The sequence below is a fragment of the Peribacillus sp. NPDC096448 genome, assembly GCF_044762675.1.
GTDB lineage: Bacteria > Bacillota > Bacilli > Bacillales > DSM-1321 > Peribacillus > Peribacillus frigoritolerans_B.
This window is the reverse complement of record NZ_JBIWEU010000003.1, coordinates 77761-102907: the sequence shown is the minus strand read 5'-3', so window position 1 is coordinate 102907 and position 25147 is coordinate 77761. Positions and strand designations below refer to the sequence as shown.

General features: G+C 43.0%; 23 protein-coding genes and 2 pseudogenes. 24 read left to right on the top strand and 1 reads right to left on the bottom strand.

All coding sequences use genetic code 11. The annotated features are described in order from the left end of the window. Positions 1-128 precede the first annotated feature (128 nt). The 10 genes from ACIQ0C_RS06645 to ACIQ0C_RS06600 all read left to right on the top strand — a co-directional run bounded on the left by ACIQ0C_RS06645 (position 129) and on the right by ACIQ0C_RS06600 (position 9325). Positions 129-1421, top strand: coding sequence for a CitMHS family transporter (locus ACIQ0C_RS06645; RefSeq protein ID WP_403058339.1), 1293 nt, complete (start codon positions 129-131; stop codon positions 1419-1421). 382 nt (positions 1422-1803) lie between these two features. Continuing rightward, on the top strand, positions 1804-2049 hold the full coding sequence (locus tag ACIQ0C_RS06640; RefSeq protein WP_403058336.1) for a hypothetical protein: 246 nt from the start codon (positions 1804-1806) through the stop codon (positions 2047-2049). 132 nt (positions 2050-2181) lie between these two features. After that, entirely contained in the window at positions 2182-3711 is a 1530-nt protein-coding gene (gene nikA, locus ACIQ0C_RS06635) for a nickel ABC transporter substrate-binding protein (protein ID WP_403058333.1), read from the top strand. After that, entirely contained in the window at positions 3712-4665 is a 954-nt protein-coding gene (gene nikB, locus ACIQ0C_RS06630; protein ID WP_403058330.1) for a nickel ABC transporter permease, read from the top strand. A gap of 53 nt (positions 4666-4718) precedes the next feature. Continuing rightward, on the top strand, positions 4719-5495 hold the full coding sequence (gene nikC / locus ACIQ0C_RS06625; protein ID WP_402835496.1) for a nickel transporter permease: 777 nt from the start codon (positions 4719-4721) through the stop codon (positions 5493-5495). Continuing rightward, complete coding sequence (locus ACIQ0C_RS06620; RefSeq protein ID WP_403058327.1) at positions 5492-6289, top strand: ABC transporter ATP-binding protein; 798 nt, start codon at positions 5492-5494, stop codon at positions 6287-6289. The genes nikC and ACIQ0C_RS06620 overlap by 4 nt, the downstream gene beginning before the upstream one ends. Beyond that, the gene (locus tag ACIQ0C_RS06615; protein ID WP_402835469.1) at positions 6286-7050 is read left to right on the top strand and encodes an ABC transporter ATP-binding protein; all 765 of its coding nucleotides are present in this window, start codon (positions 6286-6288) and stop codon (positions 7048-7050) included. The genes ACIQ0C_RS06620 and ACIQ0C_RS06615 overlap by 4 nt, the downstream gene beginning before the upstream one ends. A gap of 303 nt (positions 7051-7353) precedes the next feature. Then, positions 7354-7758, top strand: a complete 405-nt coding sequence (locus tag ACIQ0C_RS06610) for a DoxX family protein (protein ID WP_403058324.1) — start codon at positions 7354-7356, stop codon at positions 7756-7758. 4 nt (positions 7759-7762) lie between these two features. Next, entirely contained in the window at positions 7763-8608 is an 846-nt protein-coding gene (locus ACIQ0C_RS06605) for a VOC family protein (protein WP_403058315.1), read from the top strand. A gap of 30 nt (positions 8609-8638) precedes the next feature. Beyond that, positions 8639-9325 carry an FMN-dependent NADH-azoreductase gene (locus ACIQ0C_RS06600; protein ID WP_403058312.1) on the top strand — a complete coding sequence of 229 codons (687 nt, stop codon included), beginning with the start codon at positions 8639-8641 and terminating at the stop codon, positions 9323-9325. Positions 9326-9460: 135 nt separating this feature from the next. On the opposite strand, the gene ACIQ0C_RS06595 is transcribed toward ACIQ0C_RS06600, so the two are convergent. Then, a complete protein-coding gene (locus tag ACIQ0C_RS06595) occupies positions 9461-10873 on the bottom strand; it encodes a sigma-54 interaction domain-containing protein (protein WP_403058308.1) in 1413 nt (470 codons plus the stop codon). Between the two features lie 383 nt (positions 10874-11256). On the opposite strand from ACIQ0C_RS06595, the gene pruA reads away from it, so the two are divergent. The 14 genes and pseudogenes from pruA to ACIQ0C_RS06525 all read left to right on the top strand — a co-directional run bounded on the left by pruA (position 11257) and on the right by ACIQ0C_RS06525 (position 25117). Further along, positions 11257-12804, top strand: coding sequence for an L-glutamate gamma-semialdehyde dehydrogenase (gene pruA / locus ACIQ0C_RS06590; RefSeq protein WP_403058305.1), 1548 nt, complete (start codon positions 11257-11259; stop codon positions 12802-12804). Between the two features lie 18 nt (positions 12805-12822). Beyond that, a complete protein-coding gene (locus ACIQ0C_RS06585; RefSeq protein WP_402835463.1) occupies positions 12823-14016 on the top strand; it encodes an ornithine--oxo-acid transaminase in 1194 nt (397 codons plus the stop codon). A gap of 22 nt (positions 14017-14038) precedes the next feature. Beyond that, complete coding sequence (locus ACIQ0C_RS06580; RefSeq protein WP_402835462.1) at positions 14039-15304, top strand: Glu/Leu/Phe/Val family dehydrogenase; 1266 nt, start codon at positions 14039-14041, stop codon at positions 15302-15304. 37 nt (positions 15305-15341) lie between these two features. After that, positions 15342-15596 carry a biotin/lipoyl attachment domain-containing protein gene (locus ACIQ0C_RS06575; protein WP_076364404.1) on the top strand — a complete coding sequence of 85 codons (255 nt, stop codon included), beginning with the start codon at positions 15342-15344 and terminating at the stop codon, positions 15594-15596. A gap of 105 nt (positions 15597-15701) precedes the next feature. Beyond that, positions 15702-15946, top strand: a pseudogene (locus ACIQ0C_RS06570) (M20/M25/M40 family metallo-hydrolase); the annotation flags it as partial. A gap of 380 nt (positions 15947-16326) precedes the next feature. Then, on the top strand, positions 16327-16998 hold the full coding sequence (locus tag ACIQ0C_RS06565) for a DUF975 family protein (RefSeq protein ID WP_402835461.1): 672 nt from the start codon (positions 16327-16329) through the stop codon (positions 16996-16998). Positions 16999-17122: 124 nt separating this feature from the next. Continuing rightward, entirely contained in the window at positions 17123-17302 is a 180-nt protein-coding gene (locus ACIQ0C_RS06560) for a DUF4083 domain-containing protein (RefSeq protein ID WP_403058302.1), read from the top strand. 519 nt (positions 17303-17821) lie between these two features. Next, positions 17822-19056 (top strand): annotated as a pseudogene (locus tag ACIQ0C_RS06555) (cytochrome P450). Between the two features lie 292 nt (positions 19057-19348). Beyond that, positions 19349-19999, top strand: coding sequence for a phosphatase PAP2 family protein (locus ACIQ0C_RS06550; protein ID WP_403058298.1), 651 nt, complete (start codon positions 19349-19351; stop codon positions 19997-19999). A gap of 83 nt (positions 20000-20082) precedes the next feature. Continuing rightward, the gene (locus ACIQ0C_RS06545; RefSeq protein ID WP_402835459.1) at positions 20083-20694 is read left to right on the top strand and encodes a DedA family protein; all 612 of its coding nucleotides are present in this window, start codon (positions 20083-20085) and stop codon (positions 20692-20694) included. 180 nt (positions 20695-20874) lie between these two features. Further along, a complete protein-coding gene (locus ACIQ0C_RS06540; RefSeq protein WP_403058295.1) occupies positions 20875-22512 on the top strand; it encodes a spore germination protein in 1638 nt (545 codons plus the stop codon). Continuing rightward, positions 22502-23728, top strand: coding sequence for a Ger(x)C family spore germination protein (locus tag ACIQ0C_RS06535; protein WP_403058292.1), 1227 nt, complete (start codon positions 22502-22504; stop codon positions 23726-23728). The genes ACIQ0C_RS06540 and ACIQ0C_RS06535 overlap by 11 nt, the downstream gene beginning before the upstream one ends. 21 nt (positions 23729-23749) lie before the next feature. Then, complete coding sequence (locus tag ACIQ0C_RS06530) at positions 23750-24859, top strand: GerAB/ArcD/ProY family transporter (RefSeq protein WP_403058289.1); 1110 nt, start codon at positions 23750-23752, stop codon at positions 24857-24859. A gap of 27 nt (positions 24860-24886) precedes the next feature. Beyond that, positions 24887-25117 carry a YczF family membrane protein gene (locus ACIQ0C_RS06525; protein WP_403058286.1) on the top strand — a complete coding sequence of 77 codons (231 nt, stop codon included), beginning with the start codon at positions 24887-24889 and terminating at the stop codon, positions 25115-25117. Positions 25118-25147 lie beyond the last annotated feature (30 nt).

The following is a 25147-nucleotide window of genomic DNA, read 5'->3' as shown; positions in this document are numbered from 1 at the left end:
GAATCGCTTCAGTGAACACAATGAACACAATTAACAAAATAGTTTTAAAACACAATAAATTGAGAACGCTTACAAATGAAGCGGTTTCATATACACTTTATCTTATTAGAAGATAAGGAGTGATAGATATGCTCGCTTTATTAGGATACTTGATGATACTAGTGTTTATGATTTTAATTATGACAGGGCGACTTTCAGCCATGATAGCTTTGATTGCAGTACCAAGTGCTTTTGCACTTATTGGCGGGTTTGGAGGTAAAATGGGTGAGATGGCGCTGGAAGGGATCAAAGACGTTGCGCCAACGGGAATCATGATTTTATTTGCAATCCTTTTCTTTGGAATTTTGATTGATGCTGGGGTTTTTGACCCGATCATCAATACGATACTTAAGGTTGTAAAAGGAGATCCAGTGAAAATTGCCATCGGCACGGCAGTCCTGGCTTTGCTGATTTCCTTGGATGGAGATGGTACAACCACATATATGATTACGATTTCAGCCATGCTTCCGCTATATAAACGGATTGGAATGAGACCGCTTGTATTGGCCGGTATTGCCGTTTCGTCATCTGGAGTCATGAACCTTCTTCCTTGGGGAGGTCCTACAGCACGGGTGATGACCGCTTTAAAACTTGAAATGTCCGATGTTTTCACACCCGTCATTCCAGCGATGATCGGCGGAGTCCTATTCGTCCTTTTCATGGCATATTGCCTGGGCAAAAAAGAAAGAAAAAGAATCGGGATCATAGAAGTCGATTATCGTGTTATGGCACAGCAGGCGGCTGCAACGGAAGATGCTTATCTTAAGCGCCCTAAATTGATCATATTCAATTATGCATTGACTCTTACACTGCTCGTTGCGCTGATTATGGAACTTATGCCTTCAGCAGTTCTGTTCATGGTAGGTTTCGCGATTGCGATTACGGTTAATTATCCGAAACTCAGTGATCAAAAAGAGCGTGTGGCAAACTATGCGGACAATGCTTTATCAGTAATTTCGATGATTTTTGCAGCGGGTGTCTTCACTGGCATCCTTGCCGGTACGGAAATGGTCGATGCCATGGCAAACTCTTTGATTCAGCATATTCCAGATCAAATGGGCGCACATTTTGCTGTCATCACAGCCATCATCTCAGCACCTTTTACGTTCTTCATGTCTAATGATGCATTTTATTATGGTGTGCTCCCATTACTTGCTAAAGCGGGAGCTGCTTATGGAATCGATCCTGCCATGATCGGCAGAGCTTCACTATTAGGGCTTCCTGTCCATCTATTAAGCCCTCTTGTTCCATCTACCTATCTATTGGTTGGAATGGTAGGGGAAGATTTCGGTGCATTGCAGCGCACTTTCCTGAAATGGGCATGCGGATCGACGCTTGTCATGATAGTGGTATGTGTCCTATTGGGAATCATCCCACTATAAAGCTCTTAAGAGTCCCGTTCGTCATGATGCGAACGGGACTCTTTTCTGTCTGCATCAAGCGCTGAATAAATCTGGAAAAGTGAGATACATTATGTTTGTCTTCTCTTTCGCGACAAAGTTAGCTTTTTCTTTTATTGAATGGGGAATGTACGTACCTTAAGATTAATAGAAGGAACTGGTATCAGATAATCTTTAAAACTCAAAAAAAACCTTGTAAACAGTAATCATGACGTTTTATAATGAAAGACAGTCAAGACTAGAGAGTTTTTTAAAGTATAAATCGTAACCATTTTGATTTGTTTGGCAAAAAGGGCTGAAAATATTAGGAATTGCTTGAAGATAGGGGGATTTGTGCAATAAATCGAGAGTTGGGTTCATTTACTTGAAATTTTGGGCTATTGCACGAGATTTAGAGCTGTTACTCACGAGTTTGGAGCAAAAACTCGTGAGCCTGGAGCGAAAACTCGTGAGTTTGGAGCAAATATTCGTGAGTCTGGAGCGAAAACTCGTGAATTCGGAACAAATACTCGTGAGTTTAGCACATTTACTCGTGAATTTGGGACAAATACTCGTGAGTTTGGCACATTTACTCGTGAATACGTGTTTACTCTCGAGAATCCGTACATAGTTTGATTTCGGATAAGCATTCGGCAATGTGTTACGTGGTTTGTCATGATGGTAAAGCTGTCATCTAAATCGTAATCAATACGATTTTACGGCAGCCAATTAAAAATAGTTGGGGTAATGGAGGAAATATATCGTGTTCAGAAAATGTAAATCGATTTTTATCGTATGTTTATCATTCTTTCTTTTGGCTGCTTGTTCCACCGAGTCTGCGAAAGATCAAGTGGGAGGGAAGAAGGAAGTGAACTTGCTTTTTAATTTTGCGACAAGCTCGCTTGATCCGAATGTTGATACTAGTTATGTGTCACTAAGGGCTGGGATCACTGAGACATTGGTGCATCTCAATGATGAGGATTTGACGATTGAACCTTGGCTGGCGAAAAGCTGGGATAGTAAGGATGGTCAATTATGGAACTTCGAGTTAAGGGAGGGTGTGACGTTTCAGAATGGAAGGCCGATGGATGGCAAAGCGGTCAAGGCTTCCTTGGAGAGGGCGATGAAAGATAGTCCCGCGATCAAGAATGCTTTGCGTATTGAGTCGATTGAGGCGGACGGGAATGCGCTGACCATTAAGACGGAGGTTCCTTTTCCTGAGTTTCCTTCTGAATTGGTCCATCCAAATACTTCAATTATTGACGTGAAGGAAAGTGACTATATAAACAAGCCAATAGGAACCGGGCCATTTGCCGTTTCGAAATTCATACCAGGTACTGCTGTTGATTTAATACGGTATGAGTCTTACTGGGATGGAGCTGCAAAGCTTGAGGGAGCCAGGTTTTCGTTTAATGAAGATGCCAATGCACGGTCTCTTGCCCTTGAATCGGGAGACGCCGATATTGTTTTCCGTCCAGAAGTAGAAAGCCTGGAGAATTTAAAGGCGATAGATGGTGTGAAGGTTGAATCGACATCGACTTTCCGCGTACATCAAATGACGATGAATTTGGAACGCAAAGCATTGCAGGACATACACGTCCGAAAGGCGATAGATGCCTTGATCGACCGTTCATCCATTGCCGATACGATTTTACATGGTCATGCAGAAGTGGCAACAGGGCCATTCCCATCAACTTTCTCTTTTGCTCCGGATTATCCGAAAAAAGCGAATGGAATGGAAGCGGCTAAGGGGTTTCTTGATCAGGCGGGATATAAGAAAGTGAATGGTGTCATGCAAAAGGACGGCAAACCGTTAACGTTTACACTGCTTACATACAGTTCACGTGCAGACCTGCCGTTAATCGCCCAAGTTTTTCAATCGGATGCAGGCCAGTTGGGGATTGATGTGAAAATCAAGCAAATTGAAATTCCTGAAGAGTATATGGCAGCCAATCGGGATTGGGATTTAACGACCTACAGCAATTTAACGGCTCCGAGAGGGGATGCCGGTTATTATTTAAATGCTACTTATCATCCAAAGGGAGCCTTGAACTTCAGTGGGGCCGATGATGATCGCCTGACTTCCTTGATTGATAAGCTGAACGTAACGGTCGGACAGGAGGAGCGCTCGGATTTAGCTGAGGAGATTGCGATGTATGTGGATGAAAAGGTGTATAATTCATTCATTTTACATCCGAATACACTTGTTGCTTATGATGCCGATAAAGTTAAAAACTGGATCACTTCGAGAAGCGAATACTACATGCTGACGAATGAATTGGATGTGAAGTGAATGTTTCGCATCTTAGTCCGCCGATTCATTGAGGTCATGATTTTTGTCCTTGTGATTACATTCATCTCTTTCCTTTTTGTTCGGCTTGCTCCAGGCGATCCGGTCCTCTCGATACTTCAAGTGGATGATGTGTCGATCACAAACGAGCAAGTCAATGAGCTCCGTGAAGAATTGGGGTTCAATGATCCGCTGTTAGTGCAGTATGGCGATTGGTTTGCGGACTTTATCCGATTGGATTTCGGGCATTCCTATCTGACGAATCAGCCTGTGATGGAAATGATCATGAGCGGGCTGCCTGCCACACTTGAGCTGGCGGTTGGCGCATTGCTTGTGATGCTAGTTATAGCCATTCCATTAGGTTCGCTTGCTGCCTTGTACAGGGGAAGCTGGATTGATCAATTCAGCCGTGCCGTTTCTTTATTGGGGGCAGCCATTCCTAGCTTTTGGCTTGGGCTGCTCTTGATAGATTTATTTGCGGTGCGATGGGGAGCCCTTCCAACGATGGGCAGGGACGGATTTCGTTCTTTGATTCTGCCGTCGGTCACGCTGGGGCTGGCCATCACAAGTGTGTACGTCCGTTTGCTGCGTTCGAGTTTGATAGATTCCCTAAGTCATGATTTCATCAGGGCTGCCCGATCAAGGGGGATTTCAGAGATGCGGATATTCTTTGCACATGCATTTCGTTATAGCTTGCCCCCGGTCATTACCGTATTCGGTGTCAGCCTTGGAAGCTTGATCGGCGGTGTAGTCGTGATCGAAGTGATTTTTGCCTATCCAGGCATAGGTAAGATGGTCGTGGACTCGATCCGGTCCCGGGATTATCCAGTTATCCAAGGGTACCTTTTGGTCATGGCCATCATTGTATTCATGGTTAATAGTGCCGTGGATTTATCTTATCGCTATTTAAATCCGGAGCTAAGACTGAAGGAAAGGAAGCATGGAAAATGGAGTTAGCTATCAAAGAAAAATCCAAAAGGCGCTGGAGAATGACCGTCCTATTTACGGTGATGGCTACAGTGCTTGCCGTTGCGGCTTACACCTTTCTTATTCTGAAACATGATCCATCCCTGGTCAATCTGGGAGAAAGGCTATGGCCGGCGAGCATGGAACATCCGTTAGGGACGGATCATCTTGGGCGTGATGTATTGACTCGTCTTCTGCTTGGCGCACAGCAGACGGTTGGCTACGGCCTCTTATCCCTGTTGGCCGCTGTTATCATCGGCGTCCCATTCGGTGTGATTGCCGGTTTTAAAGGAGGTCTGATCGATCGGATCTTCATGCGCATTGCAGACGCTTTTCTCGCATTCCCCGATACGATCGTTGCCATTGTGCTTAGTGGCCTATTAGGTCCAGGAATCGAGAATCTCCTGTTGGCGATCGTTCTGGTGAAATGGGTGAATTATGCCCGTCTTGTGCGAAGTACGGTGATCACGGAACGTCAGAAGGATTATGTCACAGCTGCTAAAATCAATGGATTAAGTTCATTTGGGATCATGTGGAAGCATCTATTTCCGCACCTGATCGGGAACGTGCTTGTCCTTTCTAGCCTTGATTTAGGAAAAATCATTTTGCTCATATCTTCCTTATCATATATCGGGCTCGGGGCGCAGCCGCCGGCACCGGAGTGGGGAGCCATGCTGAATGATGCCCGTCCATACTTTCAATCCAATATGTTGCTGATGATTTACCCTGGGCTCGCCATCGTATTTGTCGTCCTTCTATCCAACATACTCGGTGATTATTTACGCGATGCATTCGATGTGAAAAAGGAGGTGGGATCATGAGCATTTTATCCGTTAGGCAGCTGCATATCATGGGAAAGCAAAATCATATCGTCAAGGATCTTTCATTAGATGTGCAGGAAGGTGAGTGGTTCGCACTTGTCGGACAAAGCGGGAGCGGCAAAAGCATGACGGCCATGGCAATATGCCAACTGCTTGCACCCAATCTCCAAGCGAAGGGGGAAATATGGTACGGGGAAAAGAATCTTTTAACGCTATCTTCCGCTGAAATCAGGAAGATTCGCGGAAAGCGCCTTGCTTATATTTTTCAAGATTACCAGGGTTCATTCACACCGTTCCTTACCATCGGTCAGCATTTCGACGAATATCAACGGACACATTTGAACCTGTCCAAAAAGGCAAGGCGGCAGCAAGCGGTCAATGCGCTCATATCGGTGGGCCTGAATGAAGATATCTATGGCAGGTACCCTTTTCAATTAAGCGGTGGGCAGCTTCAACGCGTATCCATTTCAATAGCCCTTTTACTTGAACCTGATATCTTGATAGCGGATGAACCGACTACAGCCTTGGACAGTGTATCTTCCTTTAAGGTATTACAACTGTTATCAAAGCTCCAAAAAGAAACCGGATGTGCCGTCTTGTTCATTACTCATGATTTACGTCATGTCAGGAAGTATGCGGATCGCATTGCGGTCATGAAAGACGGGGCCATCATTGAGACCGGTGATAAAAATCAGGTTTTGAACCATCCGCAGCATGCTTATACGAAAAAACTGATTCAATCATCGCCATCATTGAGGAGAATGCCAATTAAGCTTGAAGGAGTGTCAGGGTGAGTTTATTAGAAGTACGAAATGTCCATAAAACCTATGATAACGGAGTGGAAATACTAAAGGGCGTGAATTTCAGCATTGAAAGGAAGGAATGCCTCGGGTTAGTGGGGGAGAGCGGCTGCGGAAAAAGCACACTGGCAAGACTCATCCTTCAGATTGAATCCTTTGACAAGGGCAGCATCTTATTTGAAGGAACCGCGCTGCAAAACAAAAGCGAACGCAGTTTAAAACCTTATCGCAAGAACATCCAGGCCGTTTTGCAAAATCCTGCATCTGCCTTGAATCCAAAACTAAGGATTAAAGATTCACTAATGGATCCATATCTTCAATTTGGCAGCCAAGTCAATATGAAATATTTTACGTATACAAGTGAAGCGAACTTTATCGGTCAGCTCCTGGAAAGCGTGGAGCTTCCAAAGAGTTTTGCTGAACGTTACCCGCATGAGCTAAGCGGAGGACAAAAACAGCGGGTGACCATTGCACGCGCGATCAGCATTGAACCGGCCCTTATAATATTGGATGAACCGGCTTCAAGCCTGGACGTTCTTTCTCAAGCGGCGGTGCTGAAATTGTTAGGCGGGCTGCGGGAGACTTTGGACATTTCCTACCTTTTCATTTCTCATGATCTATCGGCAGTACAGGAGATGAGCCAACGGATCATGGTGATGAAGGGAGGTGTTATTGTGGATTCTTTCGAAAACGAACAGCTTTTTTGCAGCGATCGCCATTCATACACAAAAGAACTGATTTCGATGTTTGATTGAATTACCCGCCACTTATCACTTTACGCTCCTAAGAGCAGTAATCCTGTAGTTCCTACGGTTAGAAGCCTTATGGTTTCATTCATTAGATAGAGTTCTAGGAAGTCGGGAGAACGATTGCCGGATTCCTTCATCATCAATTCAACCATTTATTACACATTCAAATAGGACACCATGGAACGAGTTGCTTCGGCAATTCGTTTTTATTTTGGGAAAAAATGAAATTCCAATAAACTTACTTGACATTATATACTTATGAAAATATAATTACTTACATAAAGTAACCTATAAAAGGAGAGTTCATACATGAATAAAAATGATGCAGCCCAAGTTTTTTTAAGGGTAATTTTAGGTCTTACTTTTTTCATTCACGGCGTTTCAAAGTTTCAAGGAGGCATAGGAAATACGGCAGGATTTTTCGTTAGCCTTGGCATTCCTGGCTTCATGGCGTACATCGTTGCAGGAATCGAATTGATCGGAGGACTTGCGGTTATACTGGGTTTGGGAACACGAATCGTTTCCGTCCTATTTGCGGTCATTATGGCGGGGGCGATTTTCACGGCTAAATTACCTGCTGGTTTTCTAGGAAACGGGCAAGCGGCGGGTTACGAATTGGACTTGGCACTGCTTGCCATGTCTGTCTATCTAGCGTGTGCAAACCGCACGGTTCTTTCGTTGGATAACGTGATTTTCAATAAAAAAGGGATGTGACAATATGGAAAATTTTCATCAAAAACCAATTACTTTTGTTGGCGAAGTCAGTATAAATGTTTTGGATTTGAATAAGGCCATTCTGTTTTATCAAGAAATCATCGGTCTTCAAGTATTGAAGAAAACGGACCGGCAAGCTGTTTTGACGACAGACGGAAAAACCCCGTTGCTGACACTTGAGCAGCCTAGGGATGTGATTCCGAAAGAAGGGCGGACGACAGGCTTATATCACTTTGCCCTGTTGCTGCCAAGCCGTGCCGACTTATCGATTTTTTTACGCCATTTACTTCAAACGAAATATCCATTTGGAGCGGCGGATCATGAAGTGAGTGAAGCGCTGTACATTACCGATCCGGATGGAAATGGCATCGAAGTATACTCTGACCGGCCATCAACTGATTGGAGATGGGCCGGTGAGGAGGTCGAAATGGGCACGGATCCGTTGGATGGGAATGACCTGCTGAAAGAAAGCGATGGTGAGTGGAGCAAACTGCCTGCAGGTACTTTAATGGGGCATATACATCTGCATGTAGCGGATTTACGTAAAACGGAGGAGTTTTACATGCAAGGTCTTGGGTTTACCGTCGTGAATCGATATGGAGGAGCGCTCTTTACTTCAACCGGCGGATATCACCATCACATCGGATTGAACACTTGGAATGGCGTTGGCGCCCCTGCCCCGAAGGAAAATAGTGTAGGGCTAAACTGGTATACACTCGTTTTTGCAGATGAAGAAGCGAGAAACAAAGTAACGGAACAACTGAAAGGAATCGGGGCTGCAGTCACGGAAAAAGAACGGTTTTTCGCCGTAACAGATCCATCAGGCAATGAGATTCATTTAGTCGTCTAAATTATAAGAGAAAGCAATGGTGAGAGGATAATGGGATTCTTAAGCAGATTATTTGGAAATAAAGAAACCGCGGCAGAGGAGAATGGGAAAATGACAAAAGTATTATTCGTAAAAGTGAACGATCGTCCTGCAGAACAGGCAATCAGCTCGAAAATGTATGACACATTCTTGCAAACATATAAAGAGACACACCGTGCGGGTGAAGTGACCGAGCTGGATTTATTTAAAGAAGAACTTCCTTACTATGGAAATACGGCGATTACCGGGCTTTATAAACGCAACCAAGGACTTGAACTGACAGCTGAAGAGGAAAATGCGGCCAAACTGGTTGACCAATATTTAAATCAATTCCTGGCCATGGATAAAGTGGTATTCGCTTTCCCTTTATGGAACTCAACGGTTCCTGCACCATTAATCACATATCTTTCATATTTGGCACAAGCAGGTAAAATGTTCAATTATACGGCGGAAGGTCCTGTCGGGTATGCTGGAGATAAAAAAGTCATGCTATTGAATGCCCGCGGTTCTGATTATGCATTAGAAGGAATGGCTTCTGCTGAAATGGCCGTGAATTTAGTGAAAAATATCATTGGCCTATGGGGAATCAACAATCCGGAGTCCGTGGTCATTGAAGGTCATAATCAGTATCCGGACCGGACACAAGAAATCATCGCGGATGGTTTGGAAAACGTTGCGAAAGCCGCTGAAGCATTCTGATGGCGAAGTGAAATGAATAGAAGTAAAAAAGGCTCTCATTATCATGGGGGCCTTCCGTTCCAGTAGATTGAAGAAAACCGCTCCCTTTCCGCCGCTAAACTGAAGGCCCTCCATGTAATGGGGGCCTTCTTTGTGCTATTTGACCTGATACTTTTTCAAACGGTATTGAAGACTTTGGCGGCTAATATTCAGGGCCTTGGCTGCTTGGGAGATATTCATGCCATGTTCCTTCAATATCTTCTCCAAGTATTGCTTTTCAGTATTGGCGATATAGTCATCAAGAGATAAGGTCGACTCCTGTAAATCTTCATTTGCATGAGTCTCTTTTCTTTCGGGATGAATGTCTTCCACATGGGCTTTCTTCCTAAATAGAGCCGGAAGGTGGACGATGGCAATCTTTGTATCGCCAGGTTCCATTAAATTCATGGCACCCTCAATGATATGTTCAAGTTCCCTTACGTTCCCGGGCCAGTCGTAATCATAAAAAAGCGAGTAGACCTCTTCGCTGATCCCTTCTATATTCAATTCGAACAGCGCATTGAATTTCTCGATGAAGGATTGCGCCAGCAAAGGAATATCCTCTTTCCGTTCACGAAGCGGCGGGATGAATAACGAAACGACACTTAATCGGTAGTATAAATCCTTTCGTAAATGATCATTTGAAATGGCATCTATCGGATCTTCATTTATCGTTGCAATGACCCTAACGTCAATTTTTTTATCCTTTGTATCCCCAACACGGCGAATCGTCCTTTCTTGAAGGGCCCGTAATAATTTCGCTTGCATGTTCGGATTTAATGAGTTGATTTCATCAAGAAGGATGGTACCGCCCTGTGCCTGTTCGAATAATCCAGGCCTTTCAATCGATCCGGTGAAGGCGCCTTTCTTTGTGCCGAAGAGTATTCCTTCAATTAGACTATCTGGCAGGGCAGCACAGTTTTGGCTGATGAAAGGATGTGTCGAACGGCTGCTGCCATTATGGATGCTTTGGGCGAAGAGCTCTTTTCCGGTGCCCGTTTCCCCAACGATGAGGATGGAGGATGCCGTTCTGGTCGAGCGCTTGCTCTTTTCTATGACTTCCAGGAAATTTTCACTCGTTCCGATGATGCTGTCAAACGTATATTTGGTATCGCCCTTATTTAAGATGTTATCTTTAATGATTCTTTCCAGATTCGTTATATCCTTTGCCACTTCAATTGCTCCGATGATATTTTGCTTTTGATCCAAAATCGGAAACGTATTATTGATTGTTGTAATTTCCTGACCAAGATTATTGAAGTAGGTCTGCTTCGAGTTCTCGGTTGTCTTACCCGAATGAAGTGCCCTTATTAATGTACTTTCCGTTTCTTCCTTGAATTTAAAGATTTCGTGAATCTTCTTTCCTAACACTTCTGCTGAATCCATTCCTTCAATTTCTGCCATTTTCTTGTTATATACAATGGTCCGCCCTTTTATATCGATTATATGTATCCCTGTATCGATTACATCCACAAGCGAATAGAGGATGGATTGGAAACCATCTATTTTAATGATTTGATCTAAATTCATGAATGCCTCCCGTTTTTCTTCTTTTCTTAGGGCTATTGTAGAGGAATTGAAGCAAAGGCGCAAATAAAATTTGCACAGCAAGATTATTTTGCATGGAAGTGCAAAAATATTTTGCGAAAAAAGTGTGAAAACGCTGTTTTTAATGTTTTTTCTTGTTGGCATGAAATTTGCATTAATAAAAAGTGTAAGGTTTAAGCGACAAAAATAGGGATTAGAGCAAAAAATAATGGCATACTATGTCAATTTCCCCCTTAAAGTGCTGAATTTCATTGCATTTTTAAAGAAAAAACATTATTTTTTCGAAAAAAATGAAAAGTTGGCACGGAACTTGCTTGATTAATAAGGGAGAAGTAAAAACATAAACTTTAGGGAGATGAGACATAATGGTCCAACCATATAAACACGAACCATTTACTAATTTTAAAATCGAAGAAAACAAAAAAGCTTTTCAAGCGGCATTGAATGATGTAGCTAATGATCTAGGGAAGAAATATCCGCTGATCATTAATGGCGAAAAAGTGTTTACTGATGAAGTCATTACCTCTGTAAACCCAGCAAATAAAGAAGAAGTTATTGGAACCGTATCCAAAGCGAATAAAGATCTTGCTGAGCAAGCGATGCAAGCGGCAGATAAGACATTCCAAACTTGGAGAAAAACGAAAGCGGAAGTGCGTGCAAACATTTTATTCAGGGCTGCAGCGATCGTTCGCAGAAGAAAACACTATTTCTCGGCTCTATTGGTTAAAGAAGCAGGAAAGCCTTGGAATGAAGCGGATGCAGATACAGCGGAAGCGATCGACTTCATGGAATACTATGCACGTCAAATGCTGAAGCTTAAAGACGGCATGCCAGTGGAAAGCCGTCCGATTGAACACAATGCTTTCAATTATATTCCACTTGGTGTCGGTGTCATCATCTCACCTTGGAACTTCCCATTTGCGATCATGGCAGGCATGACGACGGCTGCTCTCGTTTCAGGTAATACAGTTTTATTGAAACCGGCCAGTACAACACCTGTCATTGCAGCTAAATTCATCGAAGTGTTGGAAGAAGCGGGCTTGCCTGCAGGAGTTGTGAACTTCATTCCAGGAAGCGGTGCCGAAGTAGGAGATTACTTGGTAGATCATCCTCGTACACGTTTCATCAGCTTCACGGGATCTCGTGATGTCGGTATCCGTATTTATGAGCGTGCGTCAAAAGTTCAGGAAGGCCAAATCTGGTTAAAACGTGTCATTGCTGAAATGGGCGGTAAAGATACGATCGTTGTTGATAAAGAGGCTGATCTGGAATTGGCGGCACAATCAATCGTCGCTTCTGCATTCGGATTCTCCGGTCAAAAATGTTCTGCTTGTTCACGTGCCGTCATAGTGGAAGATGTATATGAACAAGTCTTGAATCGTGCCATTGAATTAACGAAAGAAAAAACAATCGGGGAACCAACGGATGTAAACAACTTCATGGGTCCTGTCATCGATCAAGCAGCTTACGACAAAGTCATGAGCTACGTTGAAATCGGTAAAGAAGAAGGGAAAATTGTTGCAGGTGGAGAAGGAGACAATTCAAAAGGTTTCTTCATCCAGCCAACTATCATTGCCGATGTGGATGAGAACGCACGTGTCATGAAAGAAGAGATTTTCGGACCGGTGGTTGCATTCTGTAAGGCAAAAGATTTCAATCATGCAATCGAGATTGCCAATAACACGGATTATGGATTAACGGGTGCGGTCATCTCGAACAACATTGAACATATCGAACAAGCGCGTGAGGATTTCCACGTAGGTAACTTGTACTTCAATCGCGGCTGTACGGGTGCCATTGTAGGTTACCAGCCATTTGGCGGATTCAATATGTCAGGTACAGATTCAAAAGCGGGCGGTCCTGATTATTTAGTTCTTCACCTTCAAGGAAAAACAACATCTGAAACGCTATAAATTTTAGGGGGAATCAACATGACAACTTTAACGGAAAAATTAATCGAGCAAACAGAACAATATGGTGCAAACAATTATAATCCACTTCCAATCGTCATTGCGAAGGCAGAAGGAGTTTGGGTGGAAGATCCTGAAGGCAACAAATATATGGATATGCTTAGTGCCTATTCAGCAGTGAACCAAGGCCACAGGCATCCGAAAATCATCGACGAATTAAAAAAACAAGCTGACCGCGTAACATTAACGTCCCGTGCATTCCATAGTGATAAATTAGGACCATGGTATGAAATGGTTTCACGCATTACGCAAAAAGACATGGCACTGCCAATGAATACAGGTGCTGAAGCCGTTGAAACAGCAATCAAAGCTGTTAGACGCTGGGGCTATGATGTTAAGGGAATCGCAGAAAACCAAGCTGAAATCATTGCATGTATCGGAAACTTCCATGGCCGTACGATGGCAGCGGTGTCCTTGTCATCCGATGAGGAATATAGAAGGGGCTTTGGACCGATGCTGCCAGGGATCAAGCTTATCCCTTACGGCGATCTAGATGCATTGAAAGAAGCGATTACACCGCAAACGGCTGGATTTTTAATCGAACCGATTCAAGGTGAAGCGGGAATCATCATACCGCCACAAGGATTCTTAAAAGAAGCTTACGACTTATGTAAAGAAAATAATGTCCTATTCGTTTCTGATGAAATTCAGTCAGGACTTGGACGTTCAGGAAAAATGTTCGCCTCTGACTGGGATGGAGTAGTTCCGGATATGTACATTTTAGGTAAGGCGCTGGGCGGCGGGGTTTTCCCAATCTCTTGCGTAGCTGCAAACCGTGAAATCCTTGGCGTATTCAATCCTGGTTCCCATGGTTCCACATTCGGCGGCAATCCGTTGGCATGTGCGGTTTCCATCGCTTCATTGGAAGTCCTTGAAGAAGAGAAGCTTGCGGAACGTTCATTGGAGCTTGGACAATACTTTATGGATAGTTTAAAAGAAATCAAGAACCCAATGATTAAAGATATCCGCGGCCGAGGCTTATTCATCGGAGTCGAATTAACAGAAGCGGCAAGACCTTATTGTGAGCAGCTTAAAGAAGAAAAACTGCTTTGTAAAGAAACACATGATACAGTTATCCGCTTTGCTCCGCCATTAGTCATTACAAAAGAAGACTTGGATTGGGCAATCGAACGCATAAAAAGAGTTTTATCCTAATATACCTATGAGGTGAATTCCATTGAGTACAACGATCAAAGAAGAAAAAGAAACTGCCAGCTTACTTGATTCAACACAGGTCGTAATCAAGGAGGCGCTGGATAAGCTTGGCTATTCTGAAGAAGTGTTCGAGCTTTTGAAGGAACCTCTTCGGATGCTGACCGTCCGGATTCCAATTAAGATGGATGACAATTCGACGAAGATTTTCACTGGATACCGTGCCCAGCACAACGATGCTGTCGGTCCGACGAAAGGCGGAATCCGTTTTCATCCTGAAGTCGATGAAGAAGAAGTCAAGGCACTTTCAATGTGGATGAGTTTGAAATGCGGAATCGTGAATCTGCCATATGGCGGAGGAAAAGGCGGCATCATCTGTGATCCGCGCCAAATGTCCATCGGTGAATTGGAAAGGCTTAGCCGTGGATACGTTCGGGCAATCAGTCAAATAGTGGGGCCGACGAAAGACATTCCGGCCCCGGATGTTTATACGAATTCACAAATCATGGCATGGATGATGGACGAGTACAGTAGAATAAGAGAACACGATTCTCCTGGCTTCATTACAGGTAAGCCACTTGTACTGGGCGGTTCACACGGCAGGGAAAAGGCGACAGCACAAGGTGTCACCATCTGTATCGAAGAAGCGGCAAAGCGTAAGGGCATAGAATTGAAAGGTGCACGCATCATCGTCCAAGGGTTTGGGAACGCAGGAAGCTTTTTGGCCAAATTCATGCATGATGCAGGTGCGAAAGTGATTGGTATATCGGACGCATATGGTGCCATCTATAAACCGGATGGTCTGGATATCGATTACTTACTTGATAAAAGGGATAGCTTTGGAACGGTAACGACACTATTCGATCATACAATCACCAATCAGGAACTTCTGGAACAAGATTGTGATATTTTAGTGCCTGCTGCCATTTCCAATCAAATCACCAAAGAAAATGCACATCTTATCAAAGCCCAAATTGTCGTTGAGGCAGCGAATGGACCTACCACTTTGGAGGCAACCAAGATCTTGACGGAACGCAATGTGCTTCTCGTACCCGATGTATTGGCAAGTTCAGGCGGTGTAACAGTTTCTTACTTCGAATGGGTTCAAAATAATCAAGGTTATTATTGGGAAGATGCAGAAGTCCAAACCAAATTAAAAGAGTTATTGGTCAATTCATTCAATCAAGTATATGAAATGTCCGAGACAAGAAAAGTGGATATGAGGCTGGCAGCGTATATGGTGGGTGTCAGAAAAATGGCAGAAGCCTCCATATTCCGTGGCTGGGTATAAGCTTTAGTCAAATAATGGAGAGTGGAGGAGTGATTCCGTGTTAAAACCGATTCATACCATCGAGTGTGCTCAGGATGGGACCGTCGAACAAGTTTACGTTCAAAAGAATTCCTATGTTTATGAATGGGAGAGGCTCTTTTTAGTGAAAACGGAGGATGGGAAATTGATTGATGTTTCAATAGGTGCCAGTGGTCACATTACTGAAATTAATGTTTCGGCAGGGGATCCTATAAATAGAAAGCTTCCTTTAGCTTTGCTCCAAGACGATTTTGTTATAACTGGCTCTGATTGATTATAGGAAAGAGGGTATTCCAAAGGCGGAAGCGATTTCTGCTTTGGGATGCTCTTTTTTTGTTATGATCATATGGTGATGACAAAGCCAGGAAAAAGTTTGAAAAGAAAAAACGCTGGCGGTGAGGACTTTTCGGCTTTCCGGCAGAAGGCACCCAGCAATTATTTCTTGATAGGAGCTGGGAATAAGGAAAAGGGAATAACCCATCCCCACCATCATCCGCGTTTTAGTTTTGACGAAGATGCCTGGAATACGGTGTTAACACTTTTATCCAATCTGTTCGAAAGTTTTGGGATAGATTAAATGAGTGGCCCGGTCTATCAGGGAAAAGGAAAAAAGAACTAGATTAACGTTAGGACTTTTAACCAAGATAAATACATGCGCCTTCGCTGGCCGTACGTCTTGACAGGGTATGGTTTCGCGAAGGATTTTTGATTTGGAAGGGCATATTGTCTTATTCCCTTTCATAAACTGTTATGGAACAAGCAAGCCAGTGTACCAAGGGCAAGAGAGGAGTTGATCATGGCTGCTCGAAACCGGTTCAACCGCTTGACTCTATCCGTGTGTGCTTTCTAGGAATTTAAGCCCACGACTAGAAGCTATTATGTTAAAATACAAATTGAGATTTAGACATCAAATAAATAGTGGTTTTTCTGAATCTATCCATATTTACAATGAAAAGGAAACATTCAGAATTCCGCCGTTTAAAAGAGAGGAGTTAAATCAGAGTATGAGAATCTCAGAATTAAAGAAGAAAGCCCTTCAGTCGTTGGGAGGTAAATGGGGAGTAACTGTTTCGCTTATGTTGCTGTTGTTCTTGATCAATCTCATTTTTCCTTTAATTGTCGAAGTGATCGGAAGCGGTGGGTTTTCACAATGGTTCATGCAGGAGGAAACACCGTTATGGTCTGATATCTTCAGCATGGTCTTTTCCATTGCCTTGATCCCGCTTACCATTTCAACCACTTGGTTCTACCTGAATTTAGTTAGGGATGGAAACCCTGGCATACCAGAAGTGTTCGCCATCTATAAAGATGGAAAAACCTCTTTCAAGCTTATTGGGGCATCCATCTTACAAGCTATTTTCATTTTTTTATGGTCATTATTATTAATCATTCCGGGTATCATCAAAGCCATCGCCTATTCGCAGTTATTTTTCTTATTGAAGGATCATCCTGAATACACGGTGCTTGAAGCCATTACAGAGAGCAAAAAAAGAATGAAGGGCTTGAAATGGAAGTATTTCCTTATGCACCTAAGCTTCATCGGGTGGGGCATCCTTTGCATGTTCACGCTGGGAATTGGTTTACTATGGTTGATTCCTTATGCAGGAACAACAATGGCAGCATTCTATGACGAATTGATTGTGCCTCAAGATGACGATCAACAAATAGAGGCTTAAATGATCAACCGATAGCAAATGGCTATCGGTTTTTTTATTCCCGATTCCCCTTAAAAGGGTTAAATTGTTCATTTTGCGTGGTGTATAATAGAATATTGAGAATGCCATTTAGGGGGATTACATAGTGAGTGGGTATAATATTGCGGATCTGGTATACCAATTGTTTTGCCTTTTATTTCTAATCCTGATCATCGTTGGGACCGTATCCCTTTTCCGTTCCATCAAGCACCGTAAAACCAGACTGGATATCATGGAAAAGAAAATGGATGATTTGCATGAACTGATTAAAAGGGACAAAAATTGACCGCAGCATCGTGCAGCCGTTCAAGCTGCAGGTAAACTCGAAGAAAAGCGAGTTTGCCTGCAGTTTTTTTATTTGAAAAACGTTCCAGTAAGGGTTTAACAAACTGGACGGCTGGATGTGAAGCCGTTTTCTATGCAGTGGAGGCATTCCGGTTCAAACTCCGGTAATTATAAAAATAATCTATATTGAAATAACTTAGTGAAAAGTGCTGTCTCCGAATTTGAAAAAGAGAATTGGATTTTAGCATCAATTGAGAGACATAAAAAAATAGAAAAAGAAAGGGAATTGTAAAAAATAAGCAGTTTTACATAAGGGTGTTGGGATTGTGGGGCAAATTTCATGTAAGGCCGCTGGTATGGAAGATGTATGGTTTGATGCAGCATTTTACCCTATAATGGAATAGATGTGTATTTAAGGATTTTGTGAAAATGTCTCGACCCTATAACAAACCGACGGATGGAAGATGCTGAACATTCGGTCCTTTTGTTAGGTAACTTTTGAGAAGTGGGAGGAGTCGGTATCATGAAAGAAGTTATTGCAGTAAAAGAAATTACTAGGTTTAAAACCCGGACGGAGGAATTTAGTCCGTACGCTTGGTGTAAAAGGATGTTAGAAAATGACCCCGTGAGTTATCACGAAGGAACGGATACGTGGAATGTTTTTAAATATGAAGATGTGAAGCGGGTTCTCAGTAATTATAAACATTTTTCGAGTGTTCGTAATCGGACTACGATATCGGTTGGAACGGATAGTGATGAAGGTTCTGTGCCTGAAAAGATCCAAATCACTGAATCGGATCCACCTGAGCATAGAAAACGCCGTTCATTGCTGGCTGCTGCATTTACACCTAGAAGTCTTCAAAACTGGGAACATCGCATTCAGGAAATTGCAGATGAATTGATTGGGGAAATGGATGAGGAAACGGAAATCGATATTGTGGAATCATTGGCGAGTCCGCTTCCGATCATTGTCATGGCGGATTTGATGGGCGTTCCCTCGAAAGATCGTTTATTGTTTAAGAAGTGGGTGGATACCTTATTCCTTCCTTTTGATAGAGAAAGCAAGAAGAAGTAGATAAATTGAAGCAAGTGGCAGCAAAAGAATACTATCAGTATTTGTATCCGATTGTTGTGCAAAAACGATTGAACCCGGCGGATGATATCATCTCAGATCTATTGAAGTCTGAAGTGGATGGGGAAATGTTTACGGATGATGAGGTTGTCCGGACGACCATGCTGATTTTAGGGGCAGGAGTCGAGACAACAAGTCATTTATTGGCCAATAGCTTTTATTCCCTGCTATATGATGACAAAGAAGTTTATCAAGAGTTACATGAAAACCTGGATTTAGTTCCGCAGGCGGTCGAAGAAATGCTCCGTTTCCGATTCAATCTTATTAAATTGGATCGCACCGTAAAGGAAGATAACGATCTATTGGGAGTGGAATTGAAAGAAGGGGATAACGTGGTTGTTTGGATGAGTGCAGCCAATTTGGACGAAGAGATGTTTGAAGACGCCTTCACCCTTAATATCCACCGCCCTAATAATAAGAAACATCTAACCTTTGGAAATGGCCCCCATTTCTGCCTGGGAGCGCCGCTAGCCAGGCTGGAAGCAAAGATTGCGCTTACTGCATTCCTGAAGAAATTCAAGCATATTGAAGCGGTGCCATCGTTCCAGTTAGAAGAGAATCTTACCGATTCAGCGACCGGGCAAACTTTGACATCACTGCCGCTTAAGGCAAGCCGTATTTAAAAAGAAAAAAACCTTGTACACTAACCTGCATAAGGTTTTTTTCTTTTTAGTAGGGACGAATATGTTCCTGCACTCCTTGAAACGTTCGAAAGGAAATCTTATAGTAACCTGAAGTTGAGGTGACAATGACGAATAGAGTAGTATGGTAAAGTAGAAAATTTTTGTGCCCAGGCATGTTCCCCGGATTAGGTTGGCGGGCGATGAAGCAATTACACCCACCATGCAATGAAGAAGATATGATAAAATAGAAATTTCCAGATGAAACAGTTTTAATCAGTGAAAGGATGTTATTATGAAATTAAAGCAGCAATTAACCATTGCCTTTATAATAAGTGTACTTTCTTTAATCGGGTTCAGTTTCATGGCATTTACCATAAGTGCAAATGAATACCTGAAATTTGATGAAGATGTGATTTCCTTGGTGCAGGGATGGGAGTCCCCTCTGCTGACGGACATCATGAAGTTCTTTACTTACATAGGTTCAACCGCTTCCCTGATCGTCCTTTCCTTGGTCATTTTGTTTTTCCTATATAGGGTTTTGAAGCATCGTTTGGAACTAGTCTTATTCACTGCAGTCATGGTGGGTTCACCTCTTCTCAATTTGATGGTTAAGCTATTCTTTCAACGCGCCCGACCCGATTTACATCGACTCATCGATATAGGGGGATACAGTTTCCCTAGTGGACATGCCATGAATGCATTTTCTTTATACGGTATTCTTACATTTCTGCTATGGCGTCACATTACGGCCAGGTGGGCAAGGATCCTATTGATTCTTTTCAGCATGATGATGATCCTCTCCATAGGTATTAGCCGAATATACTTGGGGGTCCATTATCCTAGTGATATCATTGCCGGATATTTGGCGGGCGGTTGTTGGATTGCGATTTCCATCTGGTTTTTCCAAAGGTATCAAGACCGACGGAAGAACAAAGATCATTAATAAAGGGAGCAAGGTTATTGCAAGATAAGCAGCCGGCAGGTAACAAGCCAGCTGTTGATTCAAGAAAGTTAGGAGCGTATTAAATGGAAAACTGGATTACGGAATTCATGAATGATTTTGGGTATATGGGAATCTTTCTATTAATAGCATTGGAAAATATTTTCCCGCCGATCCCGTCTGAGGTCATTCTTACTTTTGGCGGTTACATGACGACAAAAGCGGATATGACGGTTATCGGCGTCGTGATTGCTGCGACTATAGGGTCAGTGGCAGGAGCAGTCGTCCTTTATGGAATTGGTTTACTTCTTGATGTGAAGGTCATTGAAAAGTTCGTGGAAAGATGGGGCCATATTCTTCGGTTAACGGTATCGGACGTTCATAAGGCAAACTCATGGTTTGACAAATATGGGTCATGGACCGTGTTTTTCTGTAGGCTGGTTCCGCTGATCAGAAGCTTGATCTCGATTCCAGCAGGGATGTCCCATATGAGCTTTTGGCTCTTCCTGCTTTACACAACATCCGGAACATTAATTTGGAACATCATCTTGGTGAATATCGGGGCAGCTGTTGGCTCTTCGTGGGAAGATATTGTAGGGTACATGGACATTTATTCAAACATCGTATATGCGATACTGGCCTTGCTATTGATCGCTTTCGTTGTTTTGATTTTTAGAAGGAATAAAGGCAAAGTATAATCTCAGTTTAGTTGATTGGGCCGTTATCACCGGCACTTCAATCCCAAACCGAATATGACCAAAAAAGGGCTGTCATTGTGACAGCCTTTTTCTTATGGAAGGAAGTAGGCTGAACCCGGAATAAAGGGAGAATGCTTTGGACAAAATGAGTGAAACGAAAAAGGAATGAGGTTCGGTGCTATGGCTTCTTTTTTCAAACAAAAGAGACAAGTGAAGCAACGTGAAAAGAAAAAGGAAGATGAAAGTCAATCCAAAAGCAAAACGCCTGATTATATTGAAAGTTCCCTTTCTGCCAATCTGGAAATCGTGAAGAAAAAGACGGGAAAAAGTCCCGACATCATTATCCGAACGTTGAAAATCGGGCAAAACCCGGAGATAAAAACAACTATTTTGTATGTGCAGGGTCTGATTGATAATCCTAGCGTTACGGACTTTATAATTGAATCAATCATGAAAAATCCTCACCTGTCAAAAAACATACTTCCACTGGAAGCATTGGAAATTATCTCTGAGGACGTAGTTTCCCTCGGTGGCGTAGAAAGGGTCACGGACTGGGAAAAGCTATTTTTGACATTATTATCAGGGGACAGCATCATTTTTGTTGATGGAGTAAACGTCGCCCTGGTTGCCAGTACAAGAGGAGGAGAGAAGCGCTCGATTCAGGAGCCAAGCACGCATTTGACTGTCCGTGGATCTAGGGAAGGGTTTACGGAATCGAATGGAACGAACATCGCCATGTTACGCCGGATCATCAATACCCCGGATTTATGGATAGAGTCGATGAAAATAGGCACGGTGACAAAAACGGACGTATCCATCATGTATATAAATGGGATCGTTAAGGAAGGGATCGTCGAGGAGGTCAAGAAGCGCTTAAATCGAATTAACATCGATAGCATTCTTGAATCAGGATATATTGAACAATTGATAGAAGACCAGGTCATGACCCCATTCCCAACCCTTAACCATACAGAAAGACCGGATATGGTTGCAGGAAATCTTCTGGAAGGAAGAGTGGCGATATTCGTTAATGGAACGCCTTTCGTCTTGGTGGCCCCGGCAATATTCGTACAGTTTTTCCAATCTGTCGAAGACTACTATAATCGCTTCGACATTGCTTCTGCCACACGTTTTTTACGGATCATCGTTTTCATTATTTCGATAGTCGGACCGGCTGTCTATGTTGCGGCCACGACTTTTCATCAGGAAATGATTCCAACGAAGCTGCTGGTCATTGTAGCAGCCCAAAGGGAAACGGTTCCTTTGCCTGCCGTCGTTGAAGCGCTTCTTATGGAAATGACCTTTGAAATATTACGGGAAGCAAGTCTTCGGATGCCAAAGGCCGTTGGTTCGACGATGTCCATTGTCGGGGCATTGGTCATTGGGCAGGCGGCCGTCCAGGCTGGTATCGTATCGCCGGCAATGGTCATCATCGTCTCGATCACGGCGATTGCCAGTTTTGCAACCCCTTCTTATTCCATAGCGATTTCTGCCCGCATTGTGCGGTTCGGATTCATCATTTGTGCTGGCACTTTAGGTTTTTATGGGATGATTTTAGCCTTTATCGTCCTTATTGTCCATTTATGCAGCCTGCGTTCACTTGGAGTTCCTTATATGACACCGCTCGCCCCTCTGAATCCGGAAGGGTTGGGCGACACATTCTTCAGGAGACCTATGTGGGCATTCAAGCAAAGGCCAAAATTTTTAACCAATGAAAATAATATTATAAGGGAAGGCGATAATCAAAGACCTCTGCCTCCTGAATCGCGTGGAATGAAAATTTCAGACGAGAAAAAAGGTGAAGGCAATGAATCGTAAAAGATTAATTCTGCTCTTGATGATGTTGACTGCCGCCACATTCACCACAGGCTGCTGGGATAAAACAGAGTTAAACGAAATGGCCATCGTCTCGGCGGTCGGACTCGATAGAAATAAAGAAGGAAAGTTAGTGGGAACTTTCCAAATCGTTAATCCAGGAAATGTAGCCGGAGCTCTTCAGGGCGGCGGCGGAACGAATCCACCGATATCCATTTACAGGGCCACCGGAAATAATGTGCTTGAACTGGATAGCATCGCTTCAACCAAGATTTCACGAGATATGTATTTTGCCCATGCAAACCTGGTTGTCATAGGTGAGGAATTAGCAAGAGAAGAAGGCCTCAACGATATTTTCGATGCGTTTGAGCGCTCACCGGAATTCAGGGCAACTACGAGGCTCGTGATTGCCCGGGGTGTAAAAGCTAAGGATATTGTCGAAACGTTAACGGCAATCGATAAGGTATCAGCCGAGAAAGTCATTAGGACGATTGAAACCACTGAAAAAACCCAGGGGAAAAGTATTAGCATCAATCTTCAAGAGGTGATCAAGAATCTGCTTAGTACCGGAAAAGAACCGGTAATAAGCGGTTTTACCGTGAGAGGAAACACAGGTAAAGAGGATAAAATGGAGAATACCATGTCCTCGGATATTGAGGCAAACCCTAATGCAGCAGGGATAGGTGTTTTCAAAGATGGCAAATTGATTGACTGGCTTGATGGTGATGAGGTAATAGGATCAATGTGGGTATTGGATAGAATCGAAAATACCAATTTAAACCTTGATTGGGAGGGTAAAAAAGACGCAGTCACCTATTCAGTTATTCGCCAAAAAACCAACATCGGGGCAAAAATGGTAAACGGCAAACCTAAAATATCGGTAAAGGTCCGTGCGGAAGGGGATATCCGGGAAGCGAATGTTCCTTTGAATCTAACCGATGCGCATGTTCTGATAGATATTGAAAAGAAGTTAGCAAAAGACCTGAAGAAGGAGATGGAAGATGCGATCGTTCGGGCACAAAAAAATAAATCCGATATTTTTGGATTTGGTGAAATCTTGCATGAATCCCACCCTAGAGAATGGAAGAAGTTGGAACAAAATTGGGACAATGATTCTTTTCCTAAGCTCGAAGTAGATGTACAGGTAGAGACTTTCATTCGCCGTACCGGATTACGTAATAAGCCGTTTCTTTCAAATTTAAAAAAGAAAGATCAATAATGGAAAGGAAGTGGCATCCTCATGGAAAAGGCAAATATCAGCGGCTACCAGCTGTTCGTCCTTATTTTCCTGTTTGAATTGGGCAGTGCACTTTTGGTTCCGCTTGCAGGTGAAGCCAAGCAGGCTGCCTGGCTGGTCATCCTTATTGCAATGATCGGCGGATTTTTATTATTTTTGATTTATTATGGCCTTTTTCATTACTACCCTGATCAGCTGTTAACGGAATTTGTACAAACTATATTGGGGAATTTTCTAGGAAGGATCATAGCTTTTCTATACATCCTTTATTTCACCTATCTTGCTGCAAGGGTGCTGAGGGATTTCGGAGAAACACTGCTTACTTTTGCCTATCCTCATGTTCCGTTATTTGTTGCGAACGCTGCATTCATTTTAGCCGTGGTGTATACGGTCCGTAAAGGGATAGAAGTATTGACGAGGACGGGGGAACTATTCTTTATCCTGGAGAATTTACTTTTAATGTCCTTCTTTCTTTTGATAGTCGCTTCAGGCATGATTCATTTAAACAACTTAAAACCCATTTTTGAAATCAGCGGAGCAGCGATGGTCAAAATGGGTTTGACTAAAACGATATTCTTTCCATTTGGCGAAATCATTGTCTTTTTAATGATTTTTCCTTATTTGAACGAACCTAAGCGATTAAAAAAAATTGGGATAAGTAGCATGGCGGCAGCTGGTATTTGTCTCGCGATAATTATGGCTGTGAATATTGCTGTACTTGGGGTGGACCTAACGACACGTTCGCAATACCCTCTTCTTACCCTCATTCAGTCCATAGAGGTCGCAGGCTTTCTCGAACGTCTCGATGTGTACTTCTTGTTTTTGTTGATGATTGGCGGGTTCATCAAGATAAGTGTATTTACTTATGTGGTGGTAACGGGTACGGCGAATGTTTTCAATGTTAAACAGCCCTCCAGACTTGCATACCCTGTTGGCTTTGTCATTTTACTGATTTCCATCATAATAGCAAGCAGCTATACGGAACATATCCATGAAGGGCTAGGAGCCGTACCGATATACATCCACCTCCCATTTCAGGTGATCATTCCATTGCTTCTCTTGATCATTGCCTTTTTTAAGAATCGAAAAAAAGAAAGGCCAGCACCAAAATAAGTTCCTGAAAGGTGGAGTTCATCAAAAATGAAATTCTTCGGTATTACGCTTTTGATTCTGATCCCTTTAGTGGTCCTATCTTTAGGTATGGATATTCTATTGGGATTTGATTTGGATAATTCAATCAAACATGCTTTTAACCCTTTTTTGGTGAAGGACCCCGCTGAACTTATCCTTTTCATCATTCTTCTTGTACTGCTTGTGTTCAGCTTCTTTTATCGTAAAAAAAAGAAAGGCAACACGAAAGGACAACAATGATGTTGCGAATTCCCGTTGCTGAAAAAGAGA

What these genes read in the sequence shown, in the direction of transcription:
- ACIQ0C_RS06565 (WP_402835461.1), top strand. Translation starts at nt 16,327, where the DNA reads ATGAGAATCTCAGAATTAAAGAAGAAAGCCCTTCAGTCGTTGGGAGGT.
- ACIQ0C_RS06605 (WP_403058315.1), top strand. Translation starts at nt 7,763, where the DNA reads ATGGAAAATTTTCATCAAAAACCAATTACTTTTGTTGGCGAAGTCAGT.
- ACIQ0C_RS06610 (WP_403058324.1), top strand. Translation starts at nt 7,354, where the DNA reads ATGAATAAAAATGATGCAGCCCAAGTTTTTTTAAGGGTAATTTTAGGT.
- ACIQ0C_RS06595 (WP_403058308.1), bottom strand. Translation starts at nt 10,873, where the DNA reads ATGAATTTAGATCAAATCATTAAAATAGATGGTTTCCAATCCATCCTC.
- nikB (WP_403058330.1), top strand. Translation starts at nt 3,712, where the DNA reads ATGTTTCGCATCTTAGTCCGCCGATTCATTGAGGTCATGATTTTTGTC.
- ACIQ0C_RS06600 (WP_403058312.1), top strand. Translation starts at nt 8,639, where the DNA reads ATGGGATTCTTAAGCAGATTATTTGGAAATAAAGAAACCGCGGCAGAG.
- nikC (WP_402835496.1), top strand. Translation starts at nt 4,719, where the DNA reads ATGGCTACAGTGCTTGCCGTTGCGGCTTACACCTTTCTTATTCTGAAA.
- ACIQ0C_RS06540 (WP_403058295.1), top strand. Translation starts at nt 20,875, where the DNA reads ATGGCTTCTTTTTTCAAACAAAAGAGACAAGTGAAGCAACGTGAAAAG.
- ACIQ0C_RS06535 (WP_403058292.1), top strand. Translation starts at nt 22,502, where the DNA reads ATGAATCGTAAAAGATTAATTCTGCTCTTGATGATGTTGACTGCCGCC.
- ACIQ0C_RS06530 (WP_403058289.1), top strand. Translation starts at nt 23,750, where the DNA reads ATGGAAAAGGCAAATATCAGCGGCTACCAGCTGTTCGTCCTTATTTTC.
- pruA (WP_403058305.1), top strand. Translation starts at nt 11,257, where the DNA reads ATGGTCCAACCATATAAACACGAACCATTTACTAATTTTAAAATCGAA.
- ACIQ0C_RS06525 (WP_403058286.1), top strand. Translation starts at nt 24,887, where the DNA reads ATGAAATTCTTCGGTATTACGCTTTTGATTCTGATCCCTTTAGTGGTC.
- ACIQ0C_RS06550 (WP_403058298.1), top strand. Translation starts at nt 19,349, where the DNA reads ATGAAATTAAAGCAGCAATTAACCATTGCCTTTATAATAAGTGTACTT.
- ACIQ0C_RS06585 (WP_402835463.1), top strand. Translation starts at nt 12,823, where the DNA reads ATGACAACTTTAACGGAAAAATTAATCGAGCAAACAGAACAATATGGT.
- ACIQ0C_RS06545 (WP_402835459.1), top strand. Translation starts at nt 20,083, where the DNA reads ATGGAAAACTGGATTACGGAATTCATGAATGATTTTGGGTATATGGGA.
- ACIQ0C_RS06645 (WP_403058339.1), top strand. Translation starts at nt 129, where the DNA reads ATGCTCGCTTTATTAGGATACTTGATGATACTAGTGTTTATGATTTTA.
- ACIQ0C_RS06620 (WP_403058327.1), top strand. Translation starts at nt 5,492, where the DNA reads ATGAGCATTTTATCCGTTAGGCAGCTGCATATCATGGGAAAGCAAAAT.